Genomic DNA, 20,463 nt, shown 5'->3' with positions numbered 1-20,463 from the left:
CTATTTAATATTTAATTTACTCTTTAACGGTAAATAGTATTTATCAAGATAACTGCTAAAATATAACCTAATCACTTTAATATTAAAAAGGTGTTTGAAATCAGTTAAAATATACTTCTTAAAACATCTTCTTGCATCTCTATAAAGCCCTTGTCCAAAGTAGTTATGTGCAAATCGATAATAATAAATGCCTTTTAAATTTTTAATCTTTTCTGCATTGAAAATTCTCAATTTCGAAAAATGTTCAATTATTTTAAAGGTAGTTTCTTCACCATTTTTATTGGCAATCATCGTTACATGCATACCATTTTGATGAATACGGTAAAAGGCTAAATCTTTATTAAGATAGCCGATTGGATGGTTTAGACTGACTGAGAGACTTAAATACCAATCAAGATAATTATATTCCATTGGAATTGGAAAAATATTATTCAGAATATCTTTTCTAAATACCAATGTCGGAGCAGTAATGTAATAATCATTAATTAAATCTTCGAATTCATAAGCGATATGCTCATTTTTTTTTCTTCGTGTAATTACATTTTCATTTGTAACAACATCAAGGTTATTAATGTACGAACAATTGCAGTAAGCCATTCCTAAGGTTAGATTATTTTCGAGAAATGATATCATTTCAGTTAGAAAATTAGGCTTCCAAAAGTCATCCCCATCAAACCTACAAATGTATTTTCCAGTTGCTAATTTAAAGGCTTTGTTAACAGACTTTGCGGCACCCTGATTTATAGATTCCAGCACAATTATTACCCTCGAATCCCCTTTAAACTTGCTGATAATTAACGGCGAACTATCTCGGCTTGCATCATCAACTATAATTAATTCAATATCAAAATTGACGGTTTGATTTAAAATGCTTTCTATTGAAGAGCAAATATAATTTTCAAAATTATAGCAGGTAAGAATTATACTTACAAACGGTTTTTTCAAGATAATTGTCTAATTATTCTTGCAGGAACGCCTGCAACAAGAGTGTTTTCAGGAACATCTTTAGTAACACAAGCTCCTGCGGCAATAAACGAATTTTTCCCGATTTTTAAATTAGGGATGATGGATGCGCCTATGCCAATGAAAACGCTTTCTGCAATTGTAACATCTCCAGCAATTGTAACGCCAGGAGAAATGGTTGTGAAATCGCCAATTTTAGAACCATGACTAATAGAGCAATTAGCATTTACAATAACATGATTTCCAATTTCTACATTAAAGTTAATTGAACAGTTAGGAGCAATGCAAACTCCATTGCCTATAACGGTAGATTGGCTAACGTAATTTTTAGGATGTAGTATGCTTATAAAATTGAATCCTTGTTGATGTAATATTTCTATTATTTCTTTCCTTTTTACATCTCCAATAGCTCCTAATATTTTTAAATTGCTGTTAGGGTTGTTACTATTTAAAAAATCACTTAATGAAATTATATTTTTATTGGTCAATGAATTTGACGAGAAATAATTATCATCCAAAATGTAACCCTCAATAATATACTCATCGCTAAAGGAAGAAAGATATTCAGTTACTTCATCTGCATGGTTACCTGCACCTAATAAAAATACTTTAATCATGAATAATTTCTTTTATGATTTTGCAAATTTTTAATACATCTTTTTCCTTTAAGTCATAAAATAAGGGAAGACATAAAATACGGCTGGCGATATCTTCAGCAATTGGGGAAGGTTGATGTTTTAAAAAATCGAGCGTGTTTAGCGATGGATAAAAATATCTCCTTGGAAAAATTTCATAGTCATTTAAAGCTCTTATTGATTTCAAAAGGAATTCCTCATTTTTAAAAATGATGGGGTAATAAGCATAATTATATACAGTATCATTTCTAACTATGATAGTTTCTAAATTTAACCCAAATAAATTTTCGTTATACCATCCAAAAATATTCTTTCGTGCAGTTATAATTTGGTTAATTTCAGGTAAAATACTAAGGCCCATTGCAGCATTAAATTCGGATGATTTTCCATTAATTCCTACACCCCAAAACTTTTCGGTTCCATTATGCCCAAAGTTTCGCATGTATGAAATTTTGTGTGCTAATTCATCGTCATTTGTAATAATTGCACCTCCTTCTATCGTATGAAATAATTTGGTTGCGTGAAAGCTTAGTGTACTTATGTCTCCGTAATTTAAGATTGACTTATCCTTGTATTTTACATTAAAAGCATGAGCAGCATCATATATCACGCTCATATTGTGCTTTTTGGAAATTCTACTAATTTCTTCAACATCACATGGATTACCATATACATGGGTTGCTATGAGTGTTTTAATGCCTTTTTTTGCCAACTTCTCAACTTCCAAAGTATCAATACTTAAATGTTTTGGCTCAATATCAGCAAATACTGGGTTTAAACCTTCCCATAATATACTAGATGTTGTAGCTATATAAGAAAAGGGGGTAGTAATTACATCACCTACTACTTCTAATGCTTTAAGTGCGATTTGTAATGCCACAGTTCCATTATTAACAAAAAATAAATGTTTGACGCCTAAATAATTTTTTAGCTTTTCTTCTAACTCTAGTACTAATGGGCCATGGTTGGTCAAATGATTGCGTTTCCATATTCCTTCAAGGTAGCTTTGATATACATTAATATCAGGTAAAAAACTTTTAGTTACGTTAATCATTATAAAAGGATATTTTGGATGAAATTAAGTTTGAAAATTTTAAGACTATTTATAAGTTCGAAAAGCATTGATTTTTACTATAAATATGTTCTTAAAAACCGTATTGCCCTCAACCTTTTATTACTATGGAAGCATACAACTCACATTGCTTGAAAAAAAGAATTGATGTAAGCTCATTTAATTGTGGAATTTTAGCCATTAATTTTTTTCAATTTAACTCTAACCTTTGCTGGAAGCATATTTATATAAATTACAGATAAATGTTCGGTAAACATTGGTCCAAAGAAAAATGCGAGATTTCTTTTAATAATATTGTAGCTCAGATAATTTGCATAACCACTTGTTTCGTAAGCATTGAAAGCAATTCTTGCCGACTGATAATTTTTTTGATGATAAAGATGTAAACCTGTTCTTAACAAAGCTTCAGCGTAAGTTGGAAAATGATGTGATGTAATTTTTTGCTTTAAATCTAATAAGGACTTTAGATTCGAAGTCCATACATCATCATAATTTTGATTAGAGTGGCTTAGCAAACGGATATTTTGCCTCACTAAAGTTTTATTAATAAAATGAAAGTTATTCGTTCTTAAAAAAATACGTCTGTTAAAATCCGCATCTTCAGATTGTGGTAAAACCTCACGCTCTTTAAAACCTTCAATAGAAATAGCAAATTCTTTTTTATATGTTATAGATGGGATTAATAGGGCATGGATTAAGCTGAAGCTAAAGATATCAACAATGTCTTGAGATAGACCTATAACTTTTTCAGATATTAATTCTCCATTTTCATTATAAGAGGCAACCTCGTTAAGTATAATATCTGCATTACTTTTATTTATGGCATTTTGAATTTCCAAAAGTGAATTTTCCAATAACTCATCATCAGCATCTTGAAAGCGTATAAATTCTCCATTCGCCATCATCATTAATTGATTTCGTCCATAGCCTGGGCCTTTGTTTTCTTCACTTCTAATTGTTTTAATCTCGAAATTATATAGGCTGGTATCTATATAATTTTTAACATGATCCACTGAAGCATCATCATAAACAATTACCTCAAAAGGTAACAGAGATTGTTTATTAATACTTTGTAAACATCTGATTAATAGTTCCTTTTCGTTGTAGTAAGTAATTAGTACAGAAATGGATGATATTTTTAACATAGCCGTTTAAGCATTACTATGAATTAATTTACTTTGTGCAGTTAACTGCATTTTGGCTTTAAAAGCACCTTTAAATAGATGAAAAACAGCCGGAATAAAATGCCAAGGTCTAATAAGAAGAGGCTTAAACCATAGTACACCTTTTATATAATAAACTAAAAATGAGCGACCTTTAACAAGTCCGCAGTTTTTTAGAATGAAATAGAAATATTCTTTCCAATATAAATGATTGGGATATTTATGTTGTCTAGTAATATGTCGGTTAGCGCCAGTTTGCACTAATTTATGAATAAGGTACAGTGAAGGATCATATATTGATCGAAAATTATTTTTTATAAATCTTAATGATAAATCAGAGTCTTCCAATCTTTTCATGCTTTCATCAAATCCATTTAAGGAAAGAAAAGCCATTTTTTTTATGCCCATATTACAAGATCCTAAATCAGCTAATTCGTTTAAGCTATAACCATAATTCATTGGTCTGAAAAGAAACCCAGTGTTTTTATTTTTAAATTGAAGGGGTAACTCGTAAGCTATTGGCTGATTAATCTCTTCAACACGGCCAGCAATGCCATCAACCATTGGATTATCAATAAATGCTTTATAATAGTTGCTGCAAAAGTCTGCTGGTAGTATAACATCATCATCTATGAATACTATAAAGTCTTGGGTTGATAGTTTAACCCCTAAATTTCTTGCTGCTCCTGCACTTTTTATTTTAGATTTTTGATAGATAAAATTACATGTTGAACTATCAATGGCTTTTTCTAATTCGATTTTTATGTCCTCTGGGTAGTTATCAGTTTGATCAATAATGATTATTTCAAATGGTTTAACCGTTAAAATTTCCATCTGTTCAATCAATGATAAAATCTCAGAACCACGATCAAGCGTAGGGATTACAATTGAAATAGGCACTAAGTGTTTCATTAAAATATTTTTTTTAATTTGGAATATAAGATAATATCCAAAAATCTAAATCTGTCGTTATTATGAAGAGACATATTATACCTGAATAATCTATTCTGAAAAAAGAGTATTAATCTTTCTCTCCAATTTAATCTGTATTTTTTTGAATATTTTAAAACCACAGTGGACACTTCTTTCATGGCTTCAAAATTATTTTTAAATGTTTTTTGGCCTGAATGCGAACGCATTAAACTAATGAGTTCAGGTATATACGTTATTTTTTGATTTTCACCTTCAATAAGTCCGAATTTTAACCATAAATCCAAATCCATAGTAAAATGTAATGAGTTGTTTAAGTAACCTGCTTTACATAACAGTTTCTGCGAATAAAAAACAGATGGCTGAGGTAAATATATGCCTTCATGGTATCTCAATAAATCTCTGAAGGTTTTAGGATTGCTTTCGTGTGGTACTTTGAGGTGATTTACTGCGTCCCAATGTAATGAACCTCCGACTATTAAAGGAGATTGAAATTTTTTGAATGCTGAGGCGATAGTGTAGAGTGCGTTGTTTGAAAAAATATCATCTGAATTTAACCAACTAATAATTTCGCCAGTACTTCGCTGCAGTCCTTTATTAATGGCATAACTCTGTCCATCGTCTTTTTCGCTAATCCAATAAGCTATTTTATCCTCATATTTTTTAATAATATCGATCGTTCCATCAGAACTTCCACCGTCAATTATAATATATTCTAGATTTGGATACTTCTGATTTAATACAGAGAGAATTGTTTCTTCAATAAATTCTGCCTGATTAAAACTTGGGGTTACTATAGAAATTTTGGGGAAGAACTTGATTGACATCTTATCTGCTGGCTTATGGTTGTTAATTATCGAAAGGTTTCTTATGATAATTTAAACACTTCATTTTTAGCTCATCTAACTAGCGTAGTAAGTAATTTCCACTAGTTTTTTTTAATAATTTATAAGCTTTGTAGTTTCCAAGAAGGATTGAAAAATTATATGCAAAAATAAAAACATTTAGGTGTACTAAATTATTAATTGTGTTTATAATAAACTTAGTTGGAAAAGGCTTTTTTAATTCATCATAGTATTTAAAACGTATTAGTGTATTAGACAAAGACATCGCAGATATTAGTCTTAGAATGTAATTTCTCTTTATTCTATTCCTGGGAATGTAATGCTTTATTTTTAAATTACTGAACATGCCAACACTGTGGTTATTCTTTAATAAAAAGCAGATCATATCAGTATCACCACCTGAAGTAAGTGTTCTACCAGTTCTATCCAATAGTTTGAAATTTTCATCCTCAAAATAATGAAGTATGAAATCTCTCCTAGCAAACATTCCAGCACCAAATACGTAACAGATTTCATTCAAGTTCTTGGTTATGATTTGCTCGTGCCCAACATTTTTTATATCAAAAATAGCACAAAGTTGCTTGTAGTTCTCAAACCAACTATCGGGTTTTTTTTCGTAAACAGCTTCTGAGATGCCACAGCCCAAAATCCCGAGATTGGGATAGTGCTCTAAATTTTTCCTAAAGTTAATTATATAGTTCTTCTCTAACCAGTTATCATCATCGCAAAACAAGACCCAATTGTGTTTAGCATTTTTTACCCCCTTAAATCGGGCGTTACTCAAGCCCGATCTATCTTCTTTTAATAATTTAAATTCAATTTTTTTATCATAGCGATTTAATTCTTGTGCGACAACTTCATGAGTATTATCTGTTGAAGCATTATTTACGATTATTAACTCTATATGACTAAGATCTCCTCGTAAATTGAAAATATGCTTTAAGGTTTCTGGCAATCTAGTAGCACTATTGTAGCAGCACATTACTATAGAAACACCATTAACTAAGTCTTTCATTTTATAATAGATTTTATTAAGCTCTTTAATGATTGTGTAAATTTTGGCTTATCAATATTTTCTTCTACTATTTTATTTAATTTTTCTATTTGTGAACATTTGATACTTAGCAATTCAGGATGAACGATTGATAAAAGGTTTTTACTTTCTTGCAAACCAAATATTTCTATTTTTTCTTTGGTAGTATACAATAGCATATTTTGTTTGTACCACCATTCTACTTTTGGAGTATCCCAAAATTTCGGTCTTAAAATATCAACTGGATGATATCCTTCTTTAGCAAAATGTTTTTGCCAATAATTTGGCCACTGCTCATTGATGTGGTTTTGCCCACCTTGATTTGGAATTGCAGCAGAAAAAAGAATAATGTCACTTGCATCCGTTAGCGTCTTTACTATAGTTTCAGCAGAGCTTTCATGCAAATGTTCAACCACCTCTAAAGAAATTGCTAAATCATATTTTTGTTCAAAAAAGAATGGTAACGTTAAATCATGTAATTGAAACTCGCTGTCATCAATGCATAACATGTTTTTATCAATATAATTACCATCTATACCTTTAACTTTTGCCCCTAGCTTTTTTGCGACAGAGAGCCATGAACCTGTTCCACAACCGATATCAACAATTGACTTTGGTTTAAATAATTCAAACAAATATGGTAACACTTCTTCCCCTGCCCTAGTATTATGTATTGCAGTATTGTGAAAATAATTAAATAACATAATTTTTATTTAGAAAATAAGAATTGTGATGAAAATTCTACTTTAAGTGAATTGGTTAAAATCTTACTTAACTTGATAAATGCCATTCTACATTCTTAACTTTAACAGAACCAATAGAACGAAAGTCTGGCAATTTTGTGCTATCAATTAAGTCGTCATTTAGTTCAATATTTAATACCTCATGATACTCTGCATAATCCGTTAATGAATCCCCTAAAAATAAAGAAATCGTGTATGTGCCTGGTATGAGTGGAATATCTGGTATTTTTAAAGTTATTGTACCACTACTGAGAATTTTATTGATATAGCCGCTTCTCTGCATTCTGGAATTGGTTCCAAAAATAGGTTGTTTTAATTTATCCAAAAATATAACTCCCAAGGTTGGATTATTAAGAGGAGTTGGAGATATAAATTTTGCCTCTAAATGAAAGTTGTTTTGCGCCAAGCTTTTTTCATCCACTACAATGCTAACTAGTTCAGGTCTTGTAAATATATTAGTATCGTTTAGCATATCAAAAGAATAGCTGTTTTCCCTCTTTAGATATTTTTCAACAATGATGTTTGCATTTCCAAACAAATTCATAGTACCATTTATTAATAAAATGCCTGTTTTACATAATTGTTGAACACTACTCATATTATGGCTCACAAACAAAACAGTCCTTCCTTCACCTTTGCTCACTTCACCCATCTTGCCTAAACACTTTTTCTGAAACTCTGCATCCCCAACCGCCAGCACTTCATCAACTATTAAAATTTCTGATTCTAAGTGTGCCGCTACAGCAAAAGCAAGTCGAACATACATGCCCGAAGAGTATCTTTTAACAGGTGTGTCTATATAGCGTTCAATTCCAGCAAAATCCACAATCTCATCCAACTTTCGTTGAATTTCTTTTTTGCGCATGCCTAAAATTGCGCCATTAAGAAATATATTTTCCTTTCCAGATAGTTCAGGATGAAAACCAGTTCCAACTTCCAAGAGACTTGCAATTCTACCTTTACCAGAAATTTTACCAGTTGTAGGAGCGGTAACTTTACTCAATATCTTAAGTAAAGTACTCTTGCCAGCGCCATTCCTGCCAACAATACCAACCGCATCGCCTTGCTCAATTTCGAAATTGATATCTTTTAAACTCCATACTACATCACTGTCACTTTTAGCATTTTGGTTATTTCTTTCCCCAATCTTAAGAAAAGGATCTTCTTTCCGACGCATCCTTGCATACCATCGTTCCAAATCACGACTAATAGTGCCTGTGCCAATTTGACCGAGCTGATAAGCTTTACTTAGATTTTCTACCTTAATTGAGATATTTTTAGACAAATTTTTTGGGTTAATAGTTTGAAAACTTCATCTTCAATCTTAGAAAAGGCTTTTCGAAGAAATAATAGGATAAAAAACCAATAACAAATACACAGAGCAAGTTAATTGGAAAGTAAAGATATTGCTCTAATACTGGATAATTTCCTTTTGGTATGATTAATAACTGTTGCCAGATATATAAGCTGTAAGAAATGATTCCTATTTGTAAAAATGTTTTGCTATTTAATATTCTAAAAATAAAATGATTTTTTCTAAGTACCGAAAATAATATCATATAGCAGATACTAATATCAGTCAAAATATTTCCGAAGGGTAAAAGTAATTTTCCATACAATCCTTTTACTGAAAAAAAATAAATAGAATAAGTAACTATTATCGCAAGTATAAAAGCTATAAAATTAAAATTTTTAGCTATTGTGATTTTTGAAGAGATGTGAGGATTAAAACACAGGAGGCTAACTAGAGCCCCGGAAAATATTGAACTCGAAGGAATAAAGAATGGTGCTAAAATATAGTTTCCAATTTGAGAATTCGCGTACTCAGCAATTTTAAAGAAGGGAATAATTAAAATTATAATTAAGCAAATTAGAAGGCTGTTTTTAAAGTGTTTAAAAATAAATGGCCAAATTAAGTAAAACTGTTCCTCAACAGCTAAACTCCAGCTATGACCAGTAATCCAAGTTCTAGATAAGAAATTAAAATTGTTAATGTAGAATAATGGTACAATAAAATTAGAGAGGACTAAGTTGAGTCTAAAAAAATGATTCACTAGGAAAACCACAATTAAGTATAAGTAAAAAACGGGAATTATTCTTAATGCTCGTCTAATAAAGAAGTTTTTCAGATTTATCCTATCATATTTTATTTTTTCTTTTATTAAAAGGGTCGTAATTAAAAAACCGCTTAAAACAAAAAATATCTTAACTCCTATATCTCCAATTGCTACTAGCTTTAAAAATGTGTGAATTATGCTGCCCTTTTCAAGCGTGAGCATGAAATGTCCAAAAATGACCATCAATATGGCTACTGCTCTCCAACCATCTAAAGATGGAATATATTTCACATCCAAGAAATTCGGAGTTTTAAATGGTGTATTCAGCTGAACCCTAATTTTATTTATTTCTTTTCTTGTAAACAAAGTATTAAGGACTAGAATTTATTTTGATTTTCTAATTTCATTGAAATCTTTGACATATATACAATTTACCAATTAATCAATTCTACAATTAAACACTTAAACCGTATCCACAAAATTTCGTTCCACTTTATTAAAAATTACAATTCCAAATAGGAGCAAGGCTATTGTAACAATTGCCGCATAACCAAAGCTACTCCAGCTAAAACTTCCTTCACCCAAAAAACCATAACGAAATGTTTCAATTATGGGAGTCATCGGGTTATATTCAATTATCCATGCATATTCAGGATATTTAGTTAATGCAGTTGATAGAGGGTAGATTACAGTTGTTGCATACATTAGTAACTGTACGCCGAAGCCCACTAAGAAAGCTAGGTCACGGTATTTTGTTGTCATGGCAGAAATAATCATCCCTGCACCTAAGCCCAATAAAGCCATTAAAATAACAACCAATGGAAAAAGTAAGATGGCAGATGTAATATGGAAATCAGCACCCGTTAAATAATAGTATGCCATTAAGATTAAAAACAGTAGCATTTGCACACCGAAGCGAACCAAATTACTAACTACAATGCTTAGTGGCATAATAAACCTGGGGAAGTAGACCTTGCCAAAAATGCCAGCATTGTCTCTGAATACAGTAGAAGTTTTAGTTAAACAATCAGCAAAATAATTCCAGGCAGTTATGCCCGCCATGTAAAAAAGTGGTTTTGGTAAACCATCAGTCGAAATCCCGGCAAGGTTACCAAATATAAAGGTGAAAATTATTGTAGTAAATAACGGCTGTATAAAAAACCACAGCGGACCAAGAATTGTCTGCTTATAAAAAGAAACAAAATCTCTTCTAACCAACAGGACTAATAAATCGCGATAAGCCCAAACCTCATTTAATTTTAAATCAAATAAGGAAGCTTTCGCCTCAATAGTCCAATGATGTTCTTCTTTATGCTCCATTAATAATTTTCAGTTGTCTGTTATCTGTTGCCTGTTCGCCATTTTAACAATTAACCAATGTTCAATTAAACAATTAACCTAAAAAACCATCCATTTCCATCCAACTAAGCCTTACCACCTCATCTCCGTTCCGCTTTTAGACCGGCATGGTCTAGATTTCGGGATGCAATAATTGGCCTAACCACTGCCTTTAATAGAAATCTAGCGAGCCGGCAGTTTATTAATTAGTTTTTTATTGATTTTAAGTGCATTAATGAGCTCGCTCAAAAGCTCGGTTTTCTCTCTTTTTGCTGCCAAAAAAGAGAAAAGCCTTTACGGTCAGGACATTAAATTTAATGAGCAAATGAACAATAAACCAATGACCAATTAACCAATTATTCAATTCAATCAATTAACCAACACACCCCTTATACGCTCCTTATACCCTTCAAACCCAAAAGACTCTAAACACTTTTCTTGTAATTCTTTTTTATTGTATATCGAATTCACCTCATCAAGTATTACACATAATAGTCCAGCTTTATCTTCCGGATTTATTGCCTGTCCTAAAACACCATTTAAAATGGCATCTATACTGCCATCTGCATTCCCGGTAATAGAGCGACAACCACATGAAGCCGCTTCAATAAAAGAGATGCCAAAACCTTCACCTTTACTCGGCATTACAAAAACATCAGCCAATAAATAATGATTTTGGATTTCATCATCTGGAATAAAGCCTGTCAAAATTACACGCTGTTGCAATTGATGTTTATCGATCAGTTTTTTAATTCTTTGTTCTTCTGCTAAATCAGCCTTTCCACTCAATATGTAAATGATATGTTCTGGAAGTTCAGCAAGTGCTTCAATAACTTTATCGTAACCCTTATATTGTTCTGTACTAGATAACCTGTTAAGCGTAAATAAAACTTTTGTATCTGTTTTTAAATTATACCGATTAATAAGTTTCTGTGGTTTACCAAATGAATTCGGTGCTACAAAAAACGGATTAAGGCAATTATTAATCACTTCTATTTTATCTGGTGAGATTTGATGTACCTCTTCGATTTTATGTGCAGTATATCTACTTACAGCAATAATTTCGACCTGTTTTCTGATGAAATTCGTTTTCCACCTGCTGAGTTTTTCCCAGATTTCAATACCATGAGCAAATAAAATAATACGCTTTTTTGGATTGAGTTTTTTAATGAACCAGCCAAAAACCAATAAGTTTATGTGACTTAAAATGATAATATCAGAGTAGTATCCCTTGATTAATGCTTGAATAGCGAAATTAATTCTTCCACCATTAAAACCTCGAAAAGATTTTTGTTCAACATATCGTAAGTCTGGATTCGTATCATACATACTTAACACCTCATACTCACTTAATTTTCCTTCACTCAGTAAATCTTGTAAAACCTTCGAAAAACTCCTGCAAACTTTTTCAATTCCACCAGTTAAGCTGAACGTATGAAGTGTAAGAAAGAGAATTTTTTTGTTTGAAATCAATTTTTATCTGTTAGCGGTTTTTGGTTGCCAGTTTCCAGTTAGTCAATTCGACAATTAAAGCTATTAAACAATTAATCAATTCGCCTTTCTATCCACCCAACTTAGCCTTACTACGAACTCTCCGTTCCACTTTTAGATCGGCATGGTCTAGATTTCGGGATGCATTAATTTGCCTAATCACTGCCTTTAAAAGAAATCTAGCGAGCCGGCAGTTTATTAATTAGTTTTTTATTGATTTTAAGTGCATTAATGAGCTCGCTCAAAAGCTCGGTTTTCTCTCTTTTTGCTGTCAAAAAGGAGATGCCTGTCCGGCCAGGACAATAAATTAATTAACAATTGACCTATTGACCAATTAGCAATTAAACAATTTATAACTCATTCATTCAAGTAATCAATTTTTTTCCGCTTGTCAGTCTGAGCGTAGTCGAAGACCAGTAACTAACAATTAACCAAATGACCAATGAACCAATTCAACGATTCATAACTCAATCATTCACTCACTCAATCTTCATCCCCAACAACCTGATAAACCGCCATTATCTTACTCCAATGTAGGTTTCCATTTCTAAAATCTTCTGTCAAATTTCGTACCTTCTCATTTTTATTATTAGAAAGGATACTTAAAAACTCCTGATTCTTGCTTAACCATTTCTGAAATGGAAAAGTAAATCCCATTTTTGGGCGATTCCAAATTTTTTCTGGTAATAGATTTGCAAAAGCATCAACTAGCAAACCTTTTGGTTTATCCGTTTTATAAATCAAATCACTTTTAATTTCTTTAACAAATTTAACCAATTCCTTATCTAAAAATGGAACACGAACTTCAACGCCATGTTGCATACTCATAGCATCAGTATCTTTTAATAGCTGATTTTGCATATAGAGATTATACTCTAACCAACTGGCTTTTTCTGCATCTTTAAGAGATGAATTCATTTCGCCAATTTTTGCATTTTTTAATACTTCATCAACCTGATTTATTGTACACTTTAATAGCAAAGCAATTTCATCAGGCGAGAAAATTCCGCGTAAAAACAGATACTTGCCGCAAGTATTTTTATAACTTAAATAATACGCTCTTTTTAATATTGGTTTATTAAATCTTAAGCCTTGTTTAAGGATAAATCGAGGGAGCTTACTCAATTTTTCAACTAAGCCCATTCTCTTAAATGATGGATATCCTCCAAATAATTCATCAGCACCAATGCCCGATAAAACAGCCTTTAATCCGTTTTGCTTGGCAAAGTAGGAGATAAACCATGAATTAACTCCATCTGTTGTGGGTTGATCCATTGCTGCAATCGCATTAGGAAACTGCTCATCAAAAACAGACTTACTAACACTATACTCTCGATGAATGCTTTTTATCTGACTACTTATTAAATCCTGATAAATTTTTTCCGAATATTCAGCTTCTTCAAAGTTGATGGCGAGGGTGTGCAGTTTTTCTTGTTTTTTCAATATCTGACTAGCCAAAATGCTAATGATACTGCTGTCGATACCTCCACTTAAAAAAGCACCAATTGGCGCATCAGAATATAAGTGTTTTCTAACCGCGTTTTTCAAGCTTTGCTTTACAACTTGTACAGCTTCTGTATAATCGGTAATTTTATTTTCTGGAATTAAAGATTGATATGCTTTAACCTCAAAAGTATGATTAGAATGCGCCCAGGTTAAATAACTCGCCTTTGGTAGCATTTCGATTTCGGTGTAGGTTGTATAGGGTTCAGGAATATGGCCAAAAGCCAGTAGATAAATCTTCCAGTTTTTATTGTTAGTGTATCGCTGATTCGCATGTTCGAAAGCTCTAACCTCGGATGCAAAAACGAGTTGTTGATTTATGGCACTAAAATAAAGTGGCTTAATTCCGGCAGAATCCCGAACTAAATAGGTATTGTTAGATGTTGAATCGTAAAGTGAAAAGGCAAACATACCATTTAACATGCTGAAACTTTTTATGCCCCATTCTGCATAGGCTGCCAAAATAACTTCAGTATCGCTGTTGCTGTTAAATTCATGGTTTAGGTTGAGCAGAGAAGCTTTTAATGCCCGATAATTATATATCTCCCCATTAAAACTAATAACATATTTATTCTCATTGTAAAACATTGGTTGATGCCCTGCAGCACTAAGATCGATTAAAGACAATCTTCGGTGACCAAAAGCAATCCCATTATTGGCATTAAAATAAAAACCTTCATCATCGGGTCCTCCATGAGCCATAGAATCGCACATAGCTTTTATTTCTGACTTCAACTGATCCTCAGTTTTACTTTTATCTACAATCCCGGCAATGCGACACATTTAGTTACCAGTTGCCAGTTGTCGGTTATCGGATGCCATTTTTAATTATTATCTGCTTAGATGGTTAGAGTTAGGGGGCAATGATTCATTTAATAATCCAGTTATTCAATCCCTCTATAAGACACCGCTTCGCCCTTTCAGTCACATTTTCTTTAAAAAACGAACTGATTATCTCATGAGTTTCCAGTTATTAGTTTCCTGCGTTCACATGCAATTAAACAGTTAACCACCTTTACAATTAACCAATTTCTCAATTAAAACAATCAGCCCTTTAATCCGCCCAACTAAGCCTTACCACTTTATCTCCGTTGCGCTTTTAAACCGGCATGGTCTAGATTTCGGGATGCACAAATTGGCCTAACTACTAACTTCAACAGAAATCTAGCGAGCCGGCAGTTTATTAATCTGTTTTTTATTTTTTTAAACGTATTAATGAGCTCGCTCGAAAGCTCGGTTTTCTCTCTTTTTGCTGTCAAAAAGGAGATGCCTGTCCGGGCAGGACAATAAATTAATTCACCAATGACCAATTGGACAATTTTTAACTCACTTAATCACTCATTTAATCAGACACAGCTTCGCCCTTTCAGTCACATTTTCATCAAAAAACGAACTGATTATTTATTAAAATATAGTTGTTGGTTACCTGTTATCTGTTTCCTGTTGGAAAATATTAACTAGCAATTAACCAATGACCAATTTGTCAGTCTGAGCGTAGTCTAAGACCGTAGTTAATTAAACCACCCCCGGCCCCTCCTTGAAAATAAGGAGGGGAGTTTCCCCTCAAAATCGCCAAACATTTCCAACATATAATTCTGAGCCCTGCCTAAGCTCTCAATCTCTAATCACTCAGGCAATGTCAATTAAACATTTAACAGCTTAAACAACTTACCAATTAACCCAATCTCCCTCTATTTCTGCCCAACTAAGCCTTACCACTTTATCTCCGTTCCGCTTTTAAACCGGCATGGTCTAGATTTCGGAATGCACAAATTGGCCCATCTGCTGACTTCAACAGAAATCTAGCGAGCCGGCAGTTTTTCTCTCTTTTTGCTGTCAAAAAGAGAATAAGCCTCCCGATAAAATCGGTATGAACTATCTGGCTAGTGCAAACTAACTTCTAATCACTCAGGCAATGTCAATTAAAGATTTAACCACTTATGCAATTAACCAATTTCTCAATTCATCACTTAACCAAAAACAAACCTCACATCTTCTCCACAAACGCAATCGAAGTATTAATTTCAATTGCAACACCCATATTCTCTAAACGTAATATTAACCGTTGTTTATTGTGTATCGAAACCGTTTCAGCCAGCATACCTTTGAAAGGTCCGGCTTTTATGATTACTTTTTCTCCCGCTTTAATGTCGTATTCCAAAACTTCTAATTCAACATCAGTAGCCAGTAATAATTTTAAATCTTCGATTTGCTTATCAGGCATAGAAGCAATTTTTCCTGAAAAATAAAGGAATCTTGAAATGCCATTCGTCATTAAAACCTCAGCATGTTCTTTGGCAGAAATATACACAAACAGGTAGGATTTTATCAAGGGCTCCTCTACAATTTTTTTGCGATCACTCCACTGTTTAACTGTCTTTTTAAGAGGAAGATAACAGGTGATGCCCTTTTTTACTAGTTCCTCGTAAGCTTTTTTCTCAGCCCGCGAACGCGTATAAACAGGATACCACTTGTAATTATTGTCCATTTTTCATTTTCCGTTGAACGTTTTTTATCGCTGGTTATCTTTTTTTTTCAATTAGCCAATTAAGCAGTTAACCAATTAAACAATTAACTCTAAACAAAATTTTCACTAACCAACTAACCAACTAACCAACTAACCAACTAACCAACTAACCAACTAACTTATTTTTTCTTCCAAAACCGCTACCACCTTCTATTTTTAATATGTAAGCTTTGCATCTAACTAAGCCTAACCTCTATCTCTCCGTTACATTCAAATCCGGCCTAACAAATTTTTCGGTTAGCAGCAACAAGCCAGGCTACTAACTTTAGAAGAAAAATTTTCAGCCGGTGATTTTTGTTTCTTTTGTTCACACAAAAGAAAGAGCTCTTCCGCGGCGGCGAGCGGATTATCTTCAATTCGTTATTTTTTCTTCCAAAACTGCCACCATCTTCTGTTTTCATCATCATAATAACCAGAGCCAGAATAACCAGAATAATCAGAATAATAGTATGTACTATTTCCGCCACCTCTAGAATAATCAGTAGTGTAATAGTTCGAATAAAGCGCATCATCGCCAAAGGCATTTAACACAATAGCTAAATTGCTTAGACCGTATTCTCTCGATAAACGCTCCGGAATATTAGCAGCTCTTTGTTGTGAAACACCAGAACGGATTACAAAAAGGTTAACATCTGAAGATCGAATTAGCGGAATCGCATCTGATACCAAGCCTACAGGTGCAGTATCGACTAAAACATAATCATATTCTTTTTCTAAATCTTTAAGCAAAGCTTTCATAGCCTCAGTATGAAGTAGCTCAGAAGGGTTTGGAGGTACCGGCCCAGAAGGAATAAAATCAATGTGATGTAATTCGTCGTGAATCATTACCTCTTCTAAAGTAGCCTGTCCGGATAATAAAGAACTTAAACCTTTTTTATTGTCGCTACCAAATGCCTTATGCAATTTAGATTTTCTTAAATCAGCAGCGATCAAAACCACTCGCTTTTCGATTAGTGCAAGCGTTCCTGCCAGGTTTACGGTAACAAACGACTTTCCCTCGCCAGATATCTCTGAAGTAATACAAATAACTTTACTTTGTTTATGACTGGCCAGAAAACTGAGATTTGTTCTAACAGAGCGTACCGACTCGGCAAATACAGATTTGGGTTTTGATAAAGAAAGTGCCTGGCGACTATCCAGATCGATATAATCAGGAAATTTCCGGATAACGCCAATAATAGGCGTATTGGTTAAGCCTTCTACAGTTTCTTTGTCATAAATGTAAGGGTTTAAGAATCTAACTAGTAAAATTAAACCAAAGCCTGCAGCTAATCCAAGTGTTAGCGCAGTACTATAAGCTTTATTGCTGTTTGGAGAAATTGCAAAATAAGATGGATAAGCTGGGTTTACAATTGATGCACCGGCAACAATTGCAGCCGCATTCATTTCGGCTTCGAGCTTTTTCTCGGATAAGTAAGAACGTACCTTATTGTTAACTTCAAAATTGGTCTGTAGCTTAACAAAGTTTTGCTCTTTAACCGGAATCGTACTCATGCTTTGAGTAACACCGGAAATTTGATTATCTATATAGTTGATGGTTTGTTGATTTTGTCTGAGCATACCATCAACCGCACTTCTTATACTTGCCTTAACATTTGCAATTTGTTGTTCAATTTGCTTTACAGGCTGAGAATCGCTATTGAATTGCCCGAGTTTAATCTCACGGTTAGCCAAAAGTGTATTTAGTTGAGTGACCAATATACCTAAACCAGAATTTATGTCGCCTTCTAAATCTAAACCGATTTCAACTTTTGATTTATTGCTATTTACTTGCTCCTGTAATTGTTTGATGCCAAGTTGCTTGAGCCTTAATTCTGTTTTCTGCTTCTCAAAGTCCGAAAGTTTACCTACCGTCATAGAAGTAGAAGAACTCATATCAACTAACTTGTTTTCAGTTTTGAAATTGGCTAAGGTTTTGCCTGATTTACCCGCTTCGGTGTCAATAAAACCTAATTGGTTATCGATAAAATCTACAGTTTGTTTAGCAGAACGCCTTCTTTGGATAACATCAAATTTCACATATTCTTTCATAATGGCGTTAAGAATATCTGCCGCAAAAACCGCATTTGCATCGGTTTGACTTAAGCTCATCACATTAGTGAACCGTGCCGCCTCGCCTATGTACAATCCACCCATCGCCCTGCCAATAAAATCTTCTTTGCTATTAAATTTAAACTGATAGGTACTATTCGCTGGAATTTTATCTTTAACACGGAAAATCATATTGCCGATGTTAATGTCCTGTCCGTATTTATAAACAGTTTTTTGTTTATCGTTATCAGCTATATATAAATTGAAATGTTGCGCATCTGCTGCGGTTACCTCATAAAGCGATCTGTCGAAATTAACACTATCTTGTTTTATAATTTCGATAACAAATGGAACACTTGGATAAAGCTCTGTTGTCCGTACGCGACCTTTTAAGTAATAGCTGATTTTATAATCAAGTGTTTTAACAGCATTTGAAATCACTTCGTTACTACGAATTGTAAAACTCTCTGCCTGTATTTTATCTGTATAGTTATAATTTTGAGGAGCCATCTGACTTCCTGTTGATACAGATGGATTACTATCCTCCAATTTCAAAGAGGCTCCCGTTTGATAAATAGGAGGGGTATACCATAAATAAAGCCAAGCAACGCACAATGAAATCCCTACTGTAGCAGCAATCCAATACCAACGGCTTAAAAAAACCCTAAAGATTTTATAAAAATCTATACTCTGGCTAACGCCTTTTTTTTCTTCTTGAACAGTTTCAGCCAATGTTTTCTGTTTTTAATAAATTTCTATTTTCAGTTTGTCAGTCGGAGCCTGTCGAAGACCCCAATCAACCTAGCAATTACCAATTTGTCAATTATCAATTTGTCAATCTGAGCGTAGTCGAAGACCGTAGTTAATTAATAATCCATAAAGCAACTAAACCACCCCCGGCCCCTCCTTGAAAATAAGGAGGGGAGTTCCCCTCAAAATTGCCAAACAGTTCCAATATATAAGTTTAAGCTCTGCCTAAGCTCCAATCTCAAATCACCCAGGCAATTGTCAATTAAACATTTAAACAATTAACCTAATCTCTTTCCACCCAACTAAGCTTCATGCTATCTGGCATAGGAAGTGATGGAAGGAGAAAGCAATAAAGCTTTTTGCACAGGCATTCAAATTACCCAGAATCAAGGTAGCGCGTATTCCCGATTTTTCATCGGGCTTGTGCTACCGCAAATCAAAGCTTTATTAGGTTTATCCAACATCATTTCCAAGCCTTGATTTTTGGTTACCTTTTTATCAAGAAAAAGGTAAAAAAGCCAGTCCGGCCAGGACAATAATTTATTACCAATTATCCAATTTGTCAATTATCAATTGTCAGTCTGAGCGTAGTCGAAGACCAGATTCAACTAATAATCAAATACCAGAAGACCAATTAACCAACTAACCAATTCAACAATTAACCTAATCTCTTTCCACCCAACTAAGCCTCATACTATCCTTCATGCTATCTGGCATAGGAAGTGATGGAAGGAGAAAGCAATAAAGCTTTTTGCACAGGCATTCAAATTACCCAGAATCAAGGTAGCGCGTATTCCCGATTTTTCATCGGGCTTGTGCTACCGCAAATCAAAGCTTTATTAGGTTTATCCAACATCATTTCCAAGCCTTGATTTTTGGTTACCTTTTTATCAAGAAAAAGGTAAAAGCCAGTCCGGCCAGGACAATAATTTATTACCAATTATCCAATTTGTCAATTATCAATTGTCAGTCTGAGCGTAGTCGAAGACCAGATTCAACTAATAATCAAATACCAGAAGACCAATTAACCAACTAACCAATTCAACAATTAACCTAATCTCTTTTCACCCAACTAAGCCTCATACTATCCTTCATGCTATCTGGCATAGGAAGTGATGGAAGGAGAAAGCAATAAAGCTTTTTGCACAGGCATTCAAATTACCCAGAATCAAGGTAGCGCGTATTCCCGATTTTTCATCGGGCTTGTGCTACCGCAAATCAAAGCTTTATTAGGTTTATCCAACATCATTTCCAAGCCTTGATTTTTGGTTACCTTTTTATCAAGAAAAAGGTAAAAGCCAGTCCGGCCAGGACAATAAATTTAATTACCAATAATCAATTCTACAATTAACCAATTCAACAGGTAACCAATTAAAACAATT

Annotated in this window: 15 protein-coding genes; all 15 read right to left on the bottom strand. The window is 33.4% G+C overall.

Features of this window, described 5'->3' with window-relative positions; translation table 11 throughout:
- The 15 genes from ACO05K_RS11950 to ACO05K_RS11880 all read right to left on the bottom strand — a co-directional run bounded on the left by ACO05K_RS11950 (position 1) and on the right by ACO05K_RS11880 (position 19,063).
- The gene (locus ACO05K_RS11950; protein WP_421944661.1) at positions 1–945 is read right to left on the bottom strand and encodes a glycosyltransferase family 2 protein; all 945 of its coding nucleotides are present in this window, start codon (positions 943–945) and stop codon (positions 1–3) included.
- Positions 942–1,580 carry an acetyltransferase gene (locus ACO05K_RS11945; protein ID WP_421944660.1) on the bottom strand — a complete coding sequence of 213 codons (639 nt, stop codon included), beginning with the start codon at positions 1,578–1,580 and terminating at the stop codon, positions 942–944. Before ACO05K_RS11945 ends, ACO05K_RS11950 begins: the two co-directional genes overlap by 4 nt.
- Positions 1,573–2,652, bottom strand: a complete 1,080-nt coding sequence (locus ACO05K_RS11940; RefSeq protein WP_421944659.1) for a DegT/DnrJ/EryC1/StrS family aminotransferase — start codon at positions 2,650–2,652, stop codon at positions 1,573–1,575. Before ACO05K_RS11940 ends, ACO05K_RS11945 begins: the two co-directional genes overlap by 8 nt.
- A gap of 191 nt (positions 2,653–2,843) precedes the next feature.
- Positions 2,844–3,815 carry a glycosyltransferase family 2 protein gene (locus ACO05K_RS11935; RefSeq protein ID WP_421944658.1) on the bottom strand — a complete coding sequence of 324 codons (972 nt, stop codon included), beginning with the start codon at positions 3,813–3,815 and terminating at the stop codon, positions 2,844–2,846.
- Positions 3,816–3,821: 6 nt separating this feature from the next.
- A complete protein-coding gene (locus ACO05K_RS11930) occupies positions 3,822–4,745 on the bottom strand; it encodes a glycosyltransferase family 2 protein (RefSeq protein WP_421944657.1) in 924 nt (307 codons plus the stop codon).
- On the bottom strand, positions 4,745–5,590 hold the full coding sequence (locus ACO05K_RS11925) for a glycosyltransferase family 2 protein (protein WP_421944656.1): 846 nt from the start codon (positions 5,588–5,590) through the stop codon (positions 4,745–4,747). Before ACO05K_RS11925 ends, ACO05K_RS11930 begins: the two co-directional genes overlap by 1 nt.
- A 79-nt stretch (positions 5,591–5,669) precedes the next feature.
- Positions 5,670–6,623 carry a glycosyltransferase family A protein gene (locus ACO05K_RS11920; RefSeq protein WP_421944655.1) on the bottom strand — a complete coding sequence of 318 codons (954 nt, stop codon included), beginning with the start codon at positions 6,621–6,623 and terminating at the stop codon, positions 5,670–5,672.
- On the bottom strand, positions 6,620–7,345 hold the full coding sequence (locus tag ACO05K_RS11915) for a class I SAM-dependent methyltransferase (RefSeq protein WP_421944654.1): 726 nt from the start codon (positions 7,343–7,345) through the stop codon (positions 6,620–6,622). The genes ACO05K_RS11920 and ACO05K_RS11915 overlap by 4 nt, the downstream gene beginning before the upstream one ends.
- A gap of 67 nt (positions 7,346–7,412) precedes the next feature.
- Complete coding sequence (locus ACO05K_RS11910; protein ID WP_421944653.1) at positions 7,413–8,669, bottom strand: ABC transporter ATP-binding protein; 1,257 nt, start codon at positions 8,667–8,669, stop codon at positions 7,413–7,415.
- A gap of 10 nt (positions 8,670–8,679) precedes the next feature.
- Positions 8,680–9,807: an acyltransferase family protein gene (locus ACO05K_RS11905; RefSeq protein WP_421944652.1), complete on the bottom strand. Its 1,128-nt coding sequence runs from the start codon at positions 9,805–9,807 to the stop codon at positions 8,680–8,682.
- A 96-nt stretch (positions 9,808–9,903) separates the two neighbouring features.
- A complete protein-coding gene (locus tag ACO05K_RS11900) occupies positions 9,904–10,761 on the bottom strand; it encodes an ABC transporter permease (protein WP_421944651.1) in 858 nt (285 codons plus the stop codon).
- A 387-nt stretch (positions 10,762–11,148) separates the two neighbouring features.
- Positions 11,149–12,252: a glycosyltransferase family 4 protein gene (locus ACO05K_RS11895; protein WP_421944650.1), complete on the bottom strand. Its 1,104-nt coding sequence runs from the start codon at positions 12,250–12,252 to the stop codon at positions 11,149–11,151.
- A gap of 501 nt (positions 12,253–12,753) precedes the next feature.
- Positions 12,754–14,556 (bottom strand): asparagine synthase (glutamine-hydrolyzing), encoded by a 1,803-nt coding sequence (gene asnB / locus ACO05K_RS11890; protein ID WP_421944649.1) that lies wholly within the window; start codon positions 14,554–14,556, stop codon positions 12,754–12,756.
- A 1,204-nt stretch (positions 14,557–15,760) separates the two neighbouring features.
- Complete coding sequence (locus ACO05K_RS11885; RefSeq protein WP_421944648.1) at positions 15,761–16,261, bottom strand: UpxY family transcription antiterminator; 501 nt, start codon at positions 16,259–16,261, stop codon at positions 15,761–15,763.
- Positions 16,262–16,660: 399 nt separating this feature from the next.
- Positions 16,661–19,063: a GumC family protein gene (locus ACO05K_RS11880; protein WP_421944647.1), complete on the bottom strand. Its 2,403-nt coding sequence runs from the start codon at positions 19,061–19,063 to the stop codon at positions 16,661–16,663.
- Positions 19,064–20,463: the final 1,400 nt, after the last annotated feature.

It is taken from the genome of Pedobacter sp. (genome assembly GCF_965227205.1).
Taxonomy (GTDB): domain Bacteria; phylum Bacteroidota; class Bacteroidia; order Sphingobacteriales; family Sphingobacteriaceae; genus Pedobacter.
This window is presented reverse-complemented; position numbering and strand designations above follow the sequence as displayed.